This window comes from Proteus alimentorum, assembly GCF_002607735.1.
GTDB classification, from domain to species: domain Bacteria; phylum Pseudomonadota; class Gammaproteobacteria; order Enterobacterales; family Enterobacteriaceae; genus Proteus; species Proteus alimentorum.
Genome location: NZ_NBVR01000003.1, coordinates 37,306 through 53,561, shown reverse-complemented (window position 1 = coordinate 53,561; position 16,256 = coordinate 37,306). Strand labels below are relative to the sequence as shown.

Annotated in this window: 16 protein-coding genes; 14 read left to right on the top strand and 2 right to left on the bottom strand. The window is 39.2% G+C overall.

Features of this window, described 5'->3' with window-relative positions; genetic code table 11:
* Positions 1 to 236: 236 nt before the first annotated feature.
* The 6 genes from B6258_RS00580 to B6258_RS00555 all read left to right on the top strand — a co-directional run bounded on the left by B6258_RS00580 (position 237) and on the right by B6258_RS00555 (position 7,047).
* Complete coding sequence (locus tag B6258_RS00580; RefSeq protein ID WP_099073662.1) at positions 237 to 1,685, top strand: sensor histidine kinase; 1,449 nt, start codon at positions 237 to 239, stop codon at positions 1,683 to 1,685.
* Complete coding sequence (gene qseG / locus B6258_RS00575; protein WP_240531498.1) at positions 1,685 to 2,740, top strand: two-component system QseEF-associated lipoprotein QseG; 1,056 nt, start codon at positions 1,685 to 1,687, stop codon at positions 2,738 to 2,740. Before B6258_RS00580 ends, qseG begins: the two co-directional genes overlap by 1 nt.
* An 11-nt stretch (positions 2,741 to 2,751) precedes the next feature.
* A complete protein-coding gene (gene glrR, locus B6258_RS00570) occupies positions 2,752 to 4,089 on the top strand; it encodes a two-component system response regulator GlrR (protein WP_023581612.1) in 1,338 nt (445 codons plus the stop codon).
* A gap of 73 nt (positions 4,090 to 4,162) precedes the next feature.
* Positions 4,163 to 5,779, top strand: coding sequence for an NAD+ synthase (locus B6258_RS00565; protein ID WP_099073661.1), 1,617 nt, complete (start codon positions 4,163 to 4,165; stop codon positions 5,777 to 5,779).
* Between the two features lie 15 nt (positions 5,780 to 5,794).
* Positions 5,795 to 6,133 (top strand): nitrogen regulatory protein P-II, encoded by a 339-nt coding sequence (glnB, locus tag B6258_RS00560; RefSeq protein ID WP_023581614.1) that lies wholly within the window; start codon positions 5,795 to 5,797, stop codon positions 6,131 to 6,133.
* Positions 6,134 to 6,399: 266 nt separating this feature from the next.
* Positions 6,400 to 7,047, top strand: a complete 648-nt coding sequence (locus B6258_RS00555) for a hypothetical protein (RefSeq protein ID WP_099073660.1) — start codon at positions 6,400 to 6,402, stop codon at positions 7,045 to 7,047.
* 94 nt (positions 7,048 to 7,141) lie between these two features.
* On the opposite strand, the gene hmpA is transcribed toward B6258_RS00555, so the two are convergent.
* The gene (hmpA, locus tag B6258_RS00550; RefSeq protein ID WP_099073659.1) at positions 7,142 to 8,341 is read right to left on the bottom strand and encodes an NO-inducible flavohemoprotein; all 1,200 of its coding nucleotides are present in this window, start codon (positions 8,339 to 8,341) and stop codon (positions 7,142 to 7,144) included.
* A gap of 366 nt (positions 8,342 to 8,707) precedes the next feature.
* On the opposite strand from hmpA, the gene glyA reads away from it, so the two are divergent.
* Both glyA and B6258_RS00540 read left to right on the top strand, forming a co-directional pair.
* Complete coding sequence (gene glyA / locus B6258_RS00545) at positions 8,708 to 9,961, top strand: serine hydroxymethyltransferase (protein WP_099073658.1); 1,254 nt, start codon at positions 8,708 to 8,710, stop codon at positions 9,959 to 9,961.
* Between the two features lie 92 nt (positions 9,962 to 10,053).
* The gene (locus B6258_RS00540; RefSeq protein ID WP_164996113.1) at positions 10,054 to 11,208 is read left to right on the top strand and encodes a 3-phenylpropionate MFS transporter; all 1,155 of its coding nucleotides are present in this window, start codon (positions 10,054 to 10,056) and stop codon (positions 11,206 to 11,208) included.
* A gap of 86 nt (positions 11,209 to 11,294) precedes the next feature.
* On the opposite strand, the gene suhB is transcribed toward B6258_RS00540, so the two are convergent.
* Positions 11,295 to 12,098: an inositol-1-monophosphatase gene (gene suhB / locus B6258_RS00535; protein ID WP_023581619.1), complete on the bottom strand. Its 804-nt coding sequence runs from the start codon at positions 12,096 to 12,098 to the stop codon at positions 11,295 to 11,297.
* A gap of 124 nt (positions 12,099 to 12,222) precedes the next feature.
* Between suhB and trmJ the strand changes: the two genes are divergently transcribed.
* From trmJ to hscB, 6 genes are all read left to right on the top strand, one after another.
* Positions 12,223 to 12,951, top strand: a complete 729-nt coding sequence (gene trmJ, locus B6258_RS00530; RefSeq protein WP_088495051.1) for a tRNA (cytosine(32)/uridine(32)-2'-O)-methyltransferase TrmJ — start codon at positions 12,223 to 12,225, stop codon at positions 12,949 to 12,951.
* Between the two features lie 131 nt (positions 12,952 to 13,082).
* Entirely contained in the window at positions 13,083 to 13,577 is a 495-nt protein-coding gene (gene iscR, locus B6258_RS00525; protein ID WP_006533450.1) for a Fe-S cluster assembly transcriptional regulator IscR, read from the top strand.
* A 68-nt stretch (positions 13,578 to 13,645) separates the two neighbouring features.
* Positions 13,646 to 14,860 carry an IscS subfamily cysteine desulfurase gene (locus tag B6258_RS00520; protein WP_072063243.1) on the top strand — a complete coding sequence of 405 codons (1,215 nt, stop codon included), beginning with the start codon at positions 13,646 to 13,648 and terminating at the stop codon, positions 14,858 to 14,860.
* Between the two features lie 24 nt (positions 14,861 to 14,884).
* Positions 14,885 to 15,271, top strand: coding sequence for a Fe-S cluster assembly scaffold IscU (gene iscU / locus B6258_RS00515; protein WP_023581622.1), 387 nt, complete (start codon positions 14,885 to 14,887; stop codon positions 15,269 to 15,271).
* A gap of 89 nt (positions 15,272 to 15,360) precedes the next feature.
* On the top strand, positions 15,361 to 15,684 hold the full coding sequence (iscA, locus tag B6258_RS00510) for an iron-sulfur cluster assembly protein IscA (RefSeq protein WP_006533446.1): 324 nt from the start codon (positions 15,361 to 15,363) through the stop codon (positions 15,682 to 15,684).
* A gap of 48 nt (positions 15,685 to 15,732) precedes the next feature.
* The gene (gene hscB / locus B6258_RS00505) at positions 15,733 to 16,254 is read left to right on the top strand and encodes a co-chaperone HscB (protein ID WP_099073656.1); all 522 of its coding nucleotides are present in this window, start codon (positions 15,733 to 15,735) and stop codon (positions 16,252 to 16,254) included.
* Positions 16,255 to 16,256 lie beyond the last annotated feature (2 nt).

Here is a 16,256-nt window from a genome sequence, read left to right as displayed (position 1 = left end):
ATCTTATCAAACACAGGGCGACACGTGGAGTGAGGCACCACCTTCATTCTCTTTTAGAGAAAAAAGAGATGAAATATTGACGAGCGGAATATCTCAATAAGATATTCCGCTCTCCCTCTTCTAGAGCTTGTCACATTTCCTCGTTTGTGTTTACTTTCTTACCTGATTTTCCCAATGTCGGACTTTTTTCTTGTTATCAAGTCATGTAGCATCGCATTACTCTAATAGGTGTTGAGATGATTTCATTGAAAAAGTGGCGTATTTTCCCTCGTTCTTTAAGACAGCTCGTGATAATGGCATTTTGGATGGTGCTATTACCTTTACTTGTGCTTGCTTATCAGGCTTATCAAAGTCTTGATCAATTAAGTAATCAGGCGGCTATTACTAATAAAAATGCACTTGCAGATACCGAACGTAGTGAAGTGATGCGAAATCTAGCGATTGAAATGGAAGGAAACTATCGTCGATATTGTGTTTTAAGAGATAAAACTGATGCTGATATGTATCAGCAACGCTATCAGCAGTACACCAAACTCTTCTCAACATTACAGCAAACCATTATTCCGCTTTCTACCTCGAAAGAAGCCGATGTACTTAATTCCTCACTTGAAAAACTGAAATCGATTCAATGTGAAAGCAGTGAACCGACAAAAGAGATGCAACAAGCTTTAGAGCAGTTCTCTTATGCCAATAACCGTATTGTTGTCTTGACTAAAGAGATTATTTTTAGCCGTGGTGAACAACTCCAAATGGCAATCGCTGAGAAAGGGCGCTATTTCGGTTGGCAAAGTCTTATCGTTTTTGTTTTCAGCTTGATCCTCATTGCGCTATTTACTCGAATGATTATTGGTCCCGTTAAAGGGATTGAAAAGATGATCAATCGATTAGGTGAAGGTCGAACACTCAGTAATAATTTAGATACTTTTCAAGGACCACGAGAACTACGTTCATTAGCACAACGTATTATTTGGTTAAGTGAGCGTTTAGCATGGCTTGAATCACAACGACATGAATTTTTGCGTCATATCTCTCATGAATTAAAAACACCGCTAGCCAGTATGCGAGAAGGTACAGAATTATTAGCTGATGAAGTTGCAGGGCCTTTAACTCTTGATCAAAAAGAAGTCGTTTCAATTCTTGATAATAGCAGTAAGCAGTTACAGCTATTAATTGAACAACTGCTTGATTACAATCGTAAACTTTCTGAAGTCCCTCAACAGATTGAAGAAATTAACTTGACTGATTTAGTCAATGATGTGGTATTAGCCCACAGTTTACCCGCGAGAGCAAAAGATATTAAAACGATAATTTCACTTAATCTAGCCACATGTCGAGCAGAAGCAACGCTATTATCACGAGTTATCGACAATCTCTACTCGAATGCGGTGCACTATGGTGCTGAATCAGGTAATATCTGGATCTCTAGTTATCAAGTTGAACAGAAAATAGTTATTGATATAGCCAATAAAGGAACACCTATTCCTGAATCTGAACAAAAAATGATTTTTGAACCCTTTTTCCAAGGATCTTTGCTACGTAAAGGGGCAGTAAAAGGAAGTGGTTTAGGTTTAAGTATTGCTCATGACTGTATCAAAAGAATGGAAGGTGAATTAAGTGTTGTCCCTTCTGACTATGCCGATGTCTGTTTTCGTATTGAATTACCGCTACTTTCTGAGATTAAATAATGCAAATCAGGTCACAAAAACAAGCATCTCCTCATCATGAGTATAAAAAAATAAATAAGAAGATGCTTGGTATTGAATTGTTATCTATGGCCCCTGCATCAACTAGAAAAATCGCATTAAATTGGAAGCAGTGTTTCTTGTTTATTCTATTTCCACTGGTTCTTTCAGGATGTACACCAAAGTCGTTCACTGAAACACAAGAGCCTGAGCAAGAAACCCCCGTTGTTAAACAAAAAACGATTGATTATCGTTGGGCTGAATGTAAAACATTAAGCTCATTTTATGATGAAGGGATCAATAACGCGCTTTATTGGTTACGTGTCATTGAATGCACAAACCGCATAATGACGACAGAAGCACAACGGCAAGCAAGTAGTGTTGTCGTCACTGGTTGGGATGATGCATTTTATAAAAGTATTTTATTAGAGCGTGCTGGAATGACGATTGCCGATCGTCGAACACAATTAGTATTATTAGAAAGCTATAAATTACAATTTCCAAGTTCTATGCGAGTTCTATTATCAACATGGATTGAGAACCAAACGCTTATTCTCTCTTTAGCGGAAGAAAAGAACCGTTATCGTCGTTTAACCACAGAAACAGATAATAGAATGGATGCGCTAAGAAAAGAGAATAATGTGTTACAGCATGAACTGAGTATCACCCTGAAAAAGCTTGAAAGCCTTACCCAAATTGAACGGCAGTTATCGAACAGAAAACAGAGTGGCTCTGTTGATTCGCTATCACAAAATGAAGATTTAACCGAGAGCGCAACAGCAACACCTGCGGAAACAGAAAAAGTAAATGCAGAGAAACCCGCTACCGAAAAACCGGTTGTTGAAAAAAACACCGAAAAACCCGTTTCGACGCAATCGATAACAGAGAAACCAAAGGGTGAGGAAAAACAACCTTCTGCAACAGCGGTTAAACCAGCGCTTTCAAAACCAGAATCTACGAAAGCCGAATCGATGAAATCTGAGACGGTAAAACCAGAACCAGTCAAAACTGATACTGACACACAAAGCTCAAAACCGACTGAAGCAGGTTCTAAATAAGGAGAATGTGCATGGCTGGCCATAAATCAGCAAATCTTTTACTTGTCGATGACGATCCTGGGTTATTAAAGTTACTTGGTATGCGATTAACAAGTGAAGGTTTTCATATCTTCACCGCTGAAAGTGGGCAAGAAGCACTAAAACTTCTCTTAAAAGAAAAAATAGATCTTGTTATTAGCGATCTCCGAATGGATGAAATGGATGGTATGGCGCTGTTTGCTGAAATACAACGCCAGCAGCCGGGCATGCCAGTTATCATTCTTACGGCTCATGGCTCTATTCCTGATGCCGTGGCTGCAACGCAGCAAGGCGTATTTAGTTTTTTAACCAAACCTGTTGATAGAGACGCACTTTATAAAGCGATTGATGAAGCACTCGAGCTTGTGACTATTGTTTCAGATGAAGAGTGGTCAAAAGATATCGTGACACGTAGCCCGCAAATGCTACGTTTACTAGAGCAAGCAAAGCTAGTCGCCCAATCAGATGTTAGTGTCCTTATTAATGGTCAAAGTGGTACGGGTAAAGAAGTCCTTGCTCAAGCTATCCATCGCGCAAGCCCTAGAGCGAAAAAGCCTTTTATTGCCATTAACTGTGGTGCCTTACCTGAGCAACTTCTAGAGTCTGAATTATTTGGTCATGCGAAAGGCGCTTTTACAGGCGCAGTGAGTAGTCGTGAAGGTCTATTTCAGGCCGCTGAAGGGGGCACATTATTTTTAGATGAAATTGGCGATATGCCAATGGCATTGCAGGTTAAGTTATTACGTGTTTTACAAGAGCGAAAAGTTCGCCCATTAGGCAGTAATCGCGATATTGATATTGATGTACGTATCCTTTCTGCAACGCATCGTGATTTACCTAAAGCGATGGAACGTAATGAATTTCGTGAAGATCTGTTCTATCGTTTAAATGTGGTTAATTTACGTATTCCGACATTAAGTGAGAGAGCAGAAGATATTCCTATTCTTGCTAATCATTTATTGAGAGAGTCTGCTAAACGGCATAAACCTTTTGTTCGAAGCTTTTCAACTGATGCGATGAAGTGCTTAATGACAGCGAGTTGGCCGGGCAATGTACGTCAATTGGTTAACGTTATTGAGCAATGTGTTGCGCTAACAACAGCACCCGTGATTAGTGAAGCGCTTGTAACACAGGCATTACAAGGTGAAAATACGGCACTGCCCACATTTGCAGAAGCGAGAGGACACTTTGAAATGACCTATTTGAGAAAGCTTTTGCAAATGACAAAAGGCAATGTGACCCAAGCAGCTCGTATGGCTGGGCGCAATCGAACTGAGTTTTATAAATTGTTATCTCGTCATGAGCTAGATGCGAATGATTTTAAAGAATAACCTTTTCAGATAACGAATATATTTTTAAACTAACTTTCCTTTTATGCGGAAGATAGCGGAGAGACTAATTTTTATGAGTCGTAAACTAAAACTCGCCATGGCTCAACTTAATTGGGTTGTTGGTGATATTGAAGGTAACTGCGAACGCATGTTATCTACCGTTAAAGCACAAGAAGAGGCCGATTTGGTCATGTTTTCTGAATTGGCTTTATGCGGTTACTCTCCTGAAGATCTGCTATTTCGACCTGATTTCCAACAGCGTTGTAAAACACAACTTACGCGTTTAGAACAAGCAAGTAAAAAAACGGCGATTGTGGTTGGACATCCTTGGTGGCAAAACGGCAAAATTTACAACGCACTTTCATTTTTCTATAAAGGTGAATTACAAGCGCGTTATTTCAAACAGCAATTACCTAATTATGGTGTGTTTGATGAGAAGCGTTATTTCCAGCAAGGAAATGAGCGCTGTGTGGTGCCATTTAAAGGTTATCACCTAGGTTTGTTAATTTGTGAAGATATCTGGATTAATGAACCTATCGATGCATTAAAACAAGCGGGTGCTGATCTCGTTCTATCTATTAATGCATCACCTTATAACCGTGAAAAACCCCATGTGCGTACACAGCTAATTAAAGAACATTGCCAAAGAACACACCTTCCCGTGATTTATCTTAACCAAATTGGTGGTCAAGATGAGTTAGTATTCGATGGTTGTTCAAAAGTCTTTGATGAACGTGGTGCTATTACGCATCGTTTAGCTGCATTTGATGAACAAACCACTATCGTTGAATTTGACGAATTGAATATTATTCCGATGGCAGATCCTGCTCCGGAACTTTCACCTTTAGCGCAAGTTTATCAAGCATTAGTGCTTGCAACGCGTGATTATGTCATTAAAAACGGTTTTAAAGGGGCAATTTTAGGGTTATCTGGTGGTATTGACTCTGGATTAACGGTGGCTATTGCAGCTGATGCCTTAGGCAAAGAGAGTGTTCAAGCTGTTATGATGCCATTTCGTTATACTTCAGAAATGAGTATTCATGACGCGAAAGAACAAGCAGATTTATTAGGTGTTGAGTTTGACACGGTTTCTATTGAACCCATGTTTGATGCTTTTATGGCTCAGCTTGCACCTATGTTTAAAGATACTGCCGCAGATACCACAGAAGAAAATCTACAAGCACGTTGTCGCGCTGTTATTTTGATGGCAATGTCGAATAAACGTCGTCGTTTAGTGTTAACCACAAGCAATAAAAGTGAATCAGCAGTGGGATATTCCACATTGTATGGTGATATGGCAGGTGGTTTTGATGTACTAAAAGATGTCCCTAAAACGTTAGTTTTCGAGCTTTCTAAATATCGTAATACACTTTCACCTGCTATTCCTCAGCGAGTTATTGATAGACCACCATCAGCAGAACTGGCACCGGGACAAACAGACCAAGATAACTTACCTCCTTATGACATTCTGGATGCTATTCTTGAAGGCTATGTTGAGCAAGATAAATCTGTATCTGATTTAGTTGCAGCAGGATTTGATGAAGCAACAGTTCGTAAAGTGATAAAATTAGTCGATATTAATGAATACAAACGACGTCAAGCCCCTGTAGGGCCACGTATTACAAGTCGTAATTTTGGTAAAGATCGCAGATACCCAATAACAAGCGGTTTTGGTCGCCACAACTGGTAATAGCAGGATAATACGATGAAAAAAATTGAAGCGATAATTAAGCCGTTTAAATTAGATGATGTAAGAGAAGCGCTCGGAGAAGTGGGTATCACGGGAATGACCGTAACAGAAGTGAAAGGCTTTGGTCGCCAAAAAGGGCATACTGAGCTTTACCGCGGTGCTGAATACATGGTCGATTTTTTACCTAAAGTGAAGATTGAAATTGTTGTCTCTGATGAAATTGTTGAAACTTGTGTAGATACAATTATGACAACGGCACAAACAGGTAAAATTGGTGATGGTAAGATTTTTGTCTTTGATGTGAGTCGCGTTATTCGTATTCGTACTGGCGAACAAGACGAAGAGGCTATTTAGTTATTAATTAACTTAAGCCAAATAATTATCTTTTTCAGTTTTATTAAAGCCCGATATTTTTTAATCAAAATATCGGGCTTTTTCTTTTTTTTGCGCATAATTAATTTTTTTATGTTTTGCCTATGATGCTATTTATATCTTATACAAGTCTATTGATGATACGAGACAATTTATTTTACTATTTTTTGTAAACTTTAAGGCACAAAATGTTATTTAATAACTTTTAAGGAAAGTTATTATTATCAATATTAAAAAATCATCAAGGTATGGGCAAAATAGTGTTTACTTATTTATTAAAGCGTGTCGCTTTATTTTTATGTGCAGCAGTGTTAATCGCTATCACTACGGGATTTATTTTTCTTGATATTTTGGTTCTCGATAATGGTATTTCTGAAACGTCGGTAACTGAATTAGGCCAAGAATTTATCGTTGCTATTATTTGTTTATTCTTTTTTGTTAAAGCATGCCAAGGAAGTGAACAACGGGGAGCGTTCACGCTTATTATGGGCTTTTTCTTGTGTATTTTAATTCGTGAGTTAGATGGCGTATTTGATCAGATTGCACACGGATCATGGGTTTGGTTTGCGCTAACGGTGACGTTTATTTGTATCGCTATTGCGATTAGAGAAGGTAAAAAAACGTTAAAAGGCTTAATTCACTTTATTACGCATCCAAGCCATGGAATGTTAGTTGCTGGCCTATTATGTATTTTATTGTTCTCACGTTTATTTGGTATGGGAATACTTTGGCATAAATTATTAGGCGTGGATTATAACCGGGCTGTTAAAAACATGGTGGAAGAGGGCTGTGAATTATTTGGTTATACGCTCTGTTTAATTAGTGTTATTTGGTACGGTTTTTCTGCTAAAGATCATGTTATTCCCGCAGCGATTAAAAATAAATATCGATCATAACAAGGCAGTAAAATAACTAATAAAAGCGCTGATAAATATAACACTATCAGCACTTTTTTATTCAATTTAAAATTGGACTCTCATGAACGTATTTCTACTGTAAATCTTGTGTAATAACAGCATGAGGACCAAAACATTCATAATGAAGTTTTTCACTATTAATACCTAATTCAATAAGTTGCTTGGCAACAGATTGCATAAAAGGTAATGGGCCACAAAAATAGAAATGCATATCAGGAATAGCTAACCAATCTTCAACTTGCTTTAATGTCATTAAGCCTTCGAATTGATAATCTTTATTTTGCACGTCTTCAGAACGTGGTGTGCGATACCATATTGCTTGTTGATAGTGTGAAAGTTGAGTGCCGACTTGATTAACTTCATTTTTAAAAGCATGGACTCCACCATGTTCGGCTGCATGTAACCAATTAATATTAGCTTGATGACCTGAAAGCGTGTGTAACATGGATAGCATTGGCGTTAAGCCCACACCTGCTGAAATTAAGGTTACGGGTGTTGTTGGTGACACATCTAAATAGAAATCGCCCCCTGGTGCGGCGACTTGTAAAGTATCACCTTCTTGAACATGGTCATGAAGAAAATTCGATAGAATGCCTTTATCTTCGCGTTTTACTGCGATGCGATAGGTTTTATTATTTGAAGATTGAGTTAATGAATATTGACGTATTTCTTGGTGTTCAAGATGTTCATCACGGATATAAAGGCTTAAATATTGCCCTGCTTGATAAGGCGTAACAGCAAGCCCATCTTCAGGCTCTAATTCAAAACTGGTAATCACATCACTTTGTTTTACTTTATGTTTAACTTTGAAGTTTCGTAGTCCTCTCCAACCTCCGTTTGTTTGTTCTTTTTGTTGATAAATTTGCTCTTCGCGATTGATAAAGACATCAGCCAATACTTGATAAGCCGCTCCCCACGCATCTAGCACTTCTTGCCCAGGATTAAACATTTCATCAATTGTTGCTAATAAATTTTCACCGACAATAGGATAGTGTTCAGGAAGAATATTTAAACTGACGTGTTTTTGTGCAATTTTTTCAACGGCAGGCAAAATGGTGGCTAAGTTTTCAATGTTTGTCGCATAAGCGCATATCGCATTAAATAAGGCTTCACGTTGTGCACCACTGCTTTGATGGCTCATGGTGAAAATATCTTTTAACTCTGGATGGCGAGAAAACATTCGATCATAAAAATGAGCGGTTAATGCTGGACCTGTTTTAGCAATAAGAGGAATGGTTGATTTAATTGTCGCGATAGTTTGTGCATCTAACATAATTGCTCCTGAAAAATTTTCAGTTTATTGTGAATTTTTATAAATTGTATTTTATATGCAACTTATCTCTTTTTGATTATTTTGTAAATCTCTGTTTTTATTTTTTAACAAAAAATCTCAATTCTTAGAGAATGATGCGGGGTGTTTGCAAAATAAGGCGAGATGTGCCTCAAAAAGAGGAATAAGCACAGGATAAAATGAGGTTGTTAAAAAGTAATAATGTGCTGTTATAGTTGGGTGGCAAACGATTGCGTATTTTTTCATTAGGGGCTATCTCAATGAAGAAAAAGAGTTTACACTGTATGCCATTCTTTCTCCCGCATGGGAGTTTGTCTTTAGTGAAGTTAGCTGAGTCAGGAGATGTGAATGTTAAAACGTGAAATGAATATTGCTGATTACGATCCAGAATTATGGAATGCAATGGAAGGTGAAGTGACTCGTCAAGAAGAGCACATCGAACTTATTGCTTCTGAAAACTATACCAGCCCTCGTGTTATGCAGGCGCAGGGATCTCAGCTGACAAATAAATATGCTGAAGGCTATCCGGGTAAACGTTACTACGGTGGTTGTGAGTATGTGGATGTTGTAGAGCAACTGGCTATCGATCGTGCAAAAGCATTATTTGGTGCAGATTACGCTAACGTACAGCCTCACTCAGGCTCTCAAGCGAATGCCGCTGTCTATATGGCATTATTAAAACCGGGTGATACTGTTTTAGGTATGAACCTAGCGCAAGGCGGTCACTTAACTCATGGTTCACCAGTTAACTTCTCTGGTAAACTGTATAATATCGTACCTTATGGTATTGATGAGTCAGGTAAAATTGATTACGAAGATATCGCTATTCAAGCTAAAAAACATCAACCAAAAATGATCATCGGCGGGTTCTCTGCTTATTCTGGTCTGGTTGACTGGGCTAAAATGCGTGAAATTGCAGACAGCATTGGTGCATTCTTATTTGTTGATATGGCACACGTAGCTGGTATGGTTGCAGCGGGTGTTTATCCTAACCCAGTTCCTCATGCGCATGTTGTTACAACAACAACCCACAAAACCTTAGCAGGTCCACGCGGTGGTCTTATCCTTGCTAAAGGTGGTGATGAAGAGTTTTATAAAAAACTGAACTCTGCGGTATTCCCTGGCTCTCAAGGTGGCCCTTTAATGCATGTTATTGCAGGTAAAGCGGTTGCATTAAAAGAAGCGATGGAGCCAGAATTTAAAGTTTATCAGCAACAAGTTGCTAAAAACTCAAAAGCAATGGTAGAAGTTTTCTTAGATCGCGGTTATAAAGTAGTGTCTGGCGGAACTGAAAATCACCTGTTTTTATTAGATTTAGTTGATAAAGATATTACAGGTAAGGATGCAGATGCTGCACTGGGTCGTGCAAATATCACTGTTAACAAAAACAGCGTACCAAATGATCCACGTAGCCCATTTGTCACTTCTGGTGTTCGTATCGGTTCCCCAGCGATTACACGTCGTGGTTTTAAAGAAGCGGAAGCTCGTGAATTAGCCGGTTGGATGTGTGATATCCTTGATAATATCAATGATGAAGCGAACATTGAGAAAGTGAAACAAAAAGTCTTGGATATCTGCGCTAAATTTCCAGTTTACGCATAAGTCTGTAACGATATAATAAAACCCGTTGTACAAGCCCGCTTCGAGAACTTGTTCTTGGCGGGTTTTTTTGCATCTTAAAAATGGGGGATTGGATGGTTATTCCATCAACATTGTGGCTTGCCTTAGATTATTTTACCTATTTCTTTTCATACGGCATCTTTTTACCTTTTTGGTCCATATGGCTAAAAGGAGAGGGTGTTGATCCTGCAATGATAGGTCTGTTATTAGGTGTAGGTTTAACTGCACGTTTTGTTGGTAGCCTAATTTTAACGCCTGCGGTAAAGGATCCGTCAAAACTTATCACTGCATTGAGATTATTTGCTTTTCTCTCCTTACTTTTTACTGTTGCATTTATGATGGGTAGCCACTGGGCATGGTTATTCTTCGTGATGACAGGATTTAACGTTTTCTTTTCGCCAATGGTGCCTTTAGGGGATTCTCTAGCAGGAACGTGGCAAAAACAGTTTCCTTTTGATTATGGAAAAATTCGCGTTTGGGGTTCAATCGCTTTTATTATTAGCTCATCATTGCTGGGTATTTTAATTGATGCTTTTGGGCATCCCATTATTCTTTATGGATTGATTGCCAGTACTTTTGCACTATTCCTGACATCTATGCTCCGCCCTAAAGTAATGCCACAGGGTAAAGTGAAAAAAGCAGAACACAGTAATGTGTCCTTTATGAAACTCATTTCAGATGGGCCTGTTTGGCGTTTTCTGTTATGTGTCTCTTTACTGCAAGGTGCACATGCAGCGTATTATGGTTTTAGCGCACTTTATTGGGAAAAAGCAGGGTATGATACTGCAACAATCGGCTACCTTTGGTCATTAGGTGTGGTTTCAGAGGTGGTTGTTTTTATGCTGAGCCATCGTTTATTCCGCCGTTGGAGCGCAAGAAATCTACTCTTACTTTCTGCTTTTGCTGGGCTTTTACGTTGGGGATTAATGGGGAGTTTTACCGCATTACCCGCACTTATTATTGTCCAAATCTTACATAGTGGTACGTTTACCGTGTGTCACTTAGCCGCTATGCGCTTTATTAGCGCACGTCAAGAGCACGAAATTATTCGTCTGCAAGCCGTGTATTCAGCTTTAGCGATGGGGGGGAGTATTGCGATTATGACCATTATATCTGGCTGGTTGTATGAAAAACTGCCTAATCAAGAATCGTTGATCTTCTGGTTAATGGCAGCATTAACGATCCCGGCTATGTTTATCAGACCAAAAGTACAGCCTCAAAATAGTTAACTTGTTCTACATAAGAAAAAGTGCAATAAAAAAGACCATCATATTATGGTCTTTTCTTTTTATATTTTTTATTCGTATCAACGAAATTAACGTTTTAATGCATCTGTTAATTCGCTACGAATTTCAGCTAATAATGCTCTGACAACACGAGGGTTACCGGCAACAATATTACCTGTTTGTAGGTAGCCATGGTTACCTGTAAAGTCAGAAACGATAGCACCAGCTTCACGAGCGATTAATTCGCCACCTAAGAAATCCCAAGGTTTTAAGCCAATTTCAAAGAAACCATCAACACGACCAGCGGCAACATAAGCTAAATCTAATGCTGCTGAACCTGTGCGACGGAAATCAGCACAAGGTACAAACAGTTTGCCTAACATGTTCATGTAAGCAGCTGAATGTTGTTTGCTTTTGAATGGGAAACCAGTCGCAAGAACAGCACCGTCTAAATCGCGGGCATTAGAGCCACGCAGACGATAACCATTTAATTGTGCGCCTTGACCACGAACCGCTGAGAATAATTCGTTACGCATAGGATCGTAAACAACGGCCACTTCAGTACGGCCTTTAATGCGGACAGCAATAGAAACAGAGAAGTGTGGAAGACGTTTAATGAAGTTAGTGGTGCCATCAAGTGGATCAATAACCCATTGTATGTCGTGATCTTCACCGAGTAACTCGCCACTTTCTTCCGTAATAATGGTGTGTTTTGGATAAGATTTACGGATGATTTCAATGATTGCTTGTTCTGCGTCACGGTCAACGTTAGTGACAAAATCATTGGTACCTTTCTGATTAGTTTCTACAGATTCAGGATTTTCGTAATTTTTGGCGATTAAATTACCAGCCTTACGTGCGGCACGTATGGCAATATTCAGCATCGGATGCATGGTTATCTTCCACAAGATGTTAAAGAACGGGGATAAAAAACGTGCCAGAGTATAACAGGCATTCGTGTTTCTGGCTACAATTGTGATAAAATAGATGGATCACAAAGCAATTAACAAGAAATCAATGTTAGAAAATATTCGCATCATCCTTGTAGAAACCTCGCATACAGGCAATATGGGCTCTACAGCTCGTGCTATGAAAACCATGGGATTAACCAATCTTTATTTTGTTAATCCAAAAGAAAAACCAGATTCACATTCTATTGCCCTATCAGCAGGTGCAAGTGATGTTATTGGCAATGCACATATTGTTAATAGTATCGATGAAGCGATTGAAGGCTGTGGTTTAGTCATAGGAACAAGTGCCCGTAGCCGTACACTCTCTTGGCCAATGCTCGCGCCTCGTGAATGTGGTGAGCGCTGTGTCATGGAAGCTAAAAATAAGCCTGTTGCTGTTATTTTTGGTCGTGAACGCACCGGTTTAACCAATGAAGAATTACAAAAATGTGATTTTCATCTGTATGTTCCGACTAATCCAGAATATGGTTCTTTAAATTTAGCGATGGCTGTTCAGCTTGTTAGTTATGAAATTCGTATGGCAGCACTTGCCCAAGAAGAAAAACAAGAGGAAAATAGTCCATCAGAGATTGATTATCCACCAGCAGATGATATAGAACGTTTTTACGTTCACTTAGAACAGGTGCTTAATGAATCTGGCTTTATTCGTCCTAAACATCCGGGACAAGTGATGAGCCGTTTACGCCGTCTATTTACGCGTGCGCGCCCAGAAACACAAGAGCTTCATATCTTACGTGGTATCCTGACGTCAGTTGAGAAATGGGCTAAGAAATAGAGGGCAAAGTTGATTAACTTAAGTCAACTTTTGGTCAAGTATAATACTTGACTAAAACACTCGGATAAATAGTTGACTAAATTACTCGGGAATGACACAATTTGATTATTGTTCACCACGGAGTATTTGTTATGAGACTGACATCAAAAGGGCGTTACGCAGTTACTGCAATGCTTGATGTTGCATTGCATTCACAGCAAGGCCCTGTCCCCCTCGCTGATATTTCAGAGCGTCAAGGGATTTCCCTTTCTTATCTTGAGCAACTTTTCTCACGTTTGCGCAAAAATGAATTAGTCGCAAGTGTTCGTGGTCCTGGTGGCGGCTATTTATTAGGTCGTGATGCGGGGCAAATTTTTGTTGCTCAAGTTATTTCTGCGGTTGATGAATCCGTTGATGCTACCCGTTGTCAGGGTAACAAAGAAGGTTGTCAAGGAGGCGATCGTTGCCTGACTCATACTTTGTGGCGTGATTTAAGTGATCGTATAACCAGTTTCCTAAGCAGTATCAGCCTTGAAGAGTTAGTCAATAACGAAGAGGTTATGGATGTCGCCGATCGTCAAGACAATGAAAAACGCCATGCTATCAATGGTCGTTTACAAGAAACCATTGTTAATATGCGAGTTTAACGGCGATCTCTAGGTAAGCAAAAACAAAATTATTAAAGAAGATCCGTCGTCTTTGGAGTTAGTGAGCAATGAAATTACCCATTTATCTAGATTATTCAGCAACCACTCCTGTTGATCCACGAGTTGCTGAAAAAATGATGCAATGCCTGACTATTGATGGCATTTTTGGTAACCCAGCCTCTCGTTCACACCGTTTTGGTTGGCAAGCCGAAGAAGCTATCGATATTGCACGTAATCAGATTGCTGATTTAATCGGTGCAGATCCTCGTGAAATTGTATTCACATCAGGCGCAACTGAAGCTGATAACCTCGCACTAAAAGGTGTTGCTAACTTTTACCAAAAAAAAGGTAAGCACATCATCACTTCAAAAACCGAACATAAAGCCATTTTAGACACTTGTCGTCAACTTGAGCGTGAAGGTTTTGAAGTCACTTATTTAGCACCAAAAAGTGATGGTCTGATTGACCTGAAAGAGCTTGAAGAAGCGATGCGTGAAGACACGATTTTAGTTTCTATCATGCATGTAAATAACGAAATTGGTGTTGTTCAAGATATTGCTGCGATCGGTGAATTATGCCGTAGCAAAGGGATTATTTACCATGTAGACGCTACACAAAGCGTGGGTAAATTACCGATTGATCTTTCTAAGTTAAAAGTTGATTTACTTTCTCTTTCTGCGCATAAAGTTTACGGTCCTATGGGTATCGGTGCACTTTATGTTCGTCGTAAGCCACGCATTCGTTTAGAAGCACAAATGCATGGTGGCGGACATGAGCGTGGTATGCGTTCAGGTACATTAGCCGTTCACCAAATTGTAGGTATGGGCGAAGCTTACCGTATTTTGAAAGAAGAAATGGCTGATGAAACTAAACGCTTAAACGAATTACGTTTACGTTTATGGAATGGCATTAAAGATATCGAAGAAGTTTATATCAACGGTTCTTTAGAACACACTGCGCCAAACATTCTTAATGTGAGCTTCAACTATGTTGAAGGCGAATCATTAATGATGGCACTGAAAGATCTTGCTGTATCTTCAGGCTCTGCCTGTACTTCAGCAAGTTTAGAACCTTCTTATGTACTGCGTGCTTTAGGTTTAACTGATGAACTTGCACACAGTTCTATTCGCTTCTCTCTGGGTCGTTTCACCACAGAAGAAGAAATAGATTATGCAATTGAACAAATCCATAGTGCAATTGGTCGCTTACGTGATCTTTCTCCACTTTGGGATATGCATAAACAAGGTGTTGATATCAACAGTATCGAATGGTCTCACCATTAATCAGACGTTTTCAGGAGTTAAATCATGGCTTATAGCGATAAAGTAATTGATCATTATGAAAACCCTCGTAATGTGGGATCATTTGATAATAATGACCCTACTGTAGGGAGTGGTATGGTTGGCGCACCTGCTTGTGGTGATGTTATGAAACTGCAAATCAAAGTTGATGATAATGGCGTAATTGAAGATGCGCGTTTTAAAACTTATGGTTGTGGTTCAGCAATTGCATCAAGTTCATTGGTAACAGAATGGATGAAAGGCAAAACATTAGATGAGGCCGAATCTATTAAGAACACCGCTATTGCAGAAGAATTAGAATTACCACCAGTGAAAATTCACTGTTCAATTCTTGCAGAAGATGCCATAAAAGCAGCGATTGCAGACTATAAAAGCAAACGCCAAGGCAAGTAATTGTCTTTTATAATAAAAAAATAAAATATTGGCGGATGCTGAATCTTTTTTTCAGTATCCGCTTTCGTTCTTTATGAGTGAGGTGTGCCATGTCAATTTCCCTTACAGAATCCGCGGCTAATCGTGTTCGCTCTTTCCTATCTAACCGTGGAAAAGGTGAAGGTTTGCGTTTAGGCGTAAGAACATCCGGTTGTTCTGGAATGGCTTATGTTCTTGAGTTTGCTGATGTCATCAATGACGAAGATACTGTTTTTGAAGACAAAGGTGTGAAAGTTATCGTTGATGGTAAAAGCATGGTCTATTTAGATGGAACAGAGCTTGATTTCGTCAAGGAAGGATTAAACGAAGGCTTCAAATTTAACAACCCAAATGTATCGAATGAATGTGGTTGTGGTGAAAGCTTCACTGTGTAATTTATGTTAAAACACAGTATTAACGTTAATTAATCCAAGAGTAGATGTATGGACTATTTCACACTATTAGGCATGCCTAATCGTTTTGATATTGATAAACAGCAACTTGCGACACGTTATCAAGATATGCAGCGTCAATATCACCCAGATCGTTTTGCAGGTCAGTCTGAAAAAGAACAGGCTCAAGCAATCTCGCTTGCTTCAACCATCAATCAGGCTTATCAGACCTTAAAAAATCCACTCTCAAGAGCTGAATACATGCTCTCATTGCACGGTATCGATATTGCTAATGAGCAACAAACGATGCACGATACGGCGTTTTTAATGGAGCAACTCACATTACGTGAAGAGCTGGATAACATCGAACACAGTGCTGAAGCCGAAAGTTTGTTAGCCGATTTTTCTGCGCGTTTAGAAAAAATGTATGCAGTACGCCATGATGAAATGGTCAAAACGCTAGATAATCAAACTTGGGATATTGCTGCAGATAATGTGAGAAAATTACGTTTTCTCGCAAAATTAAAAGAGCAAGTAGAGCAACTTGAAGAACGCTTGTTTGATGGTTTTTAAGG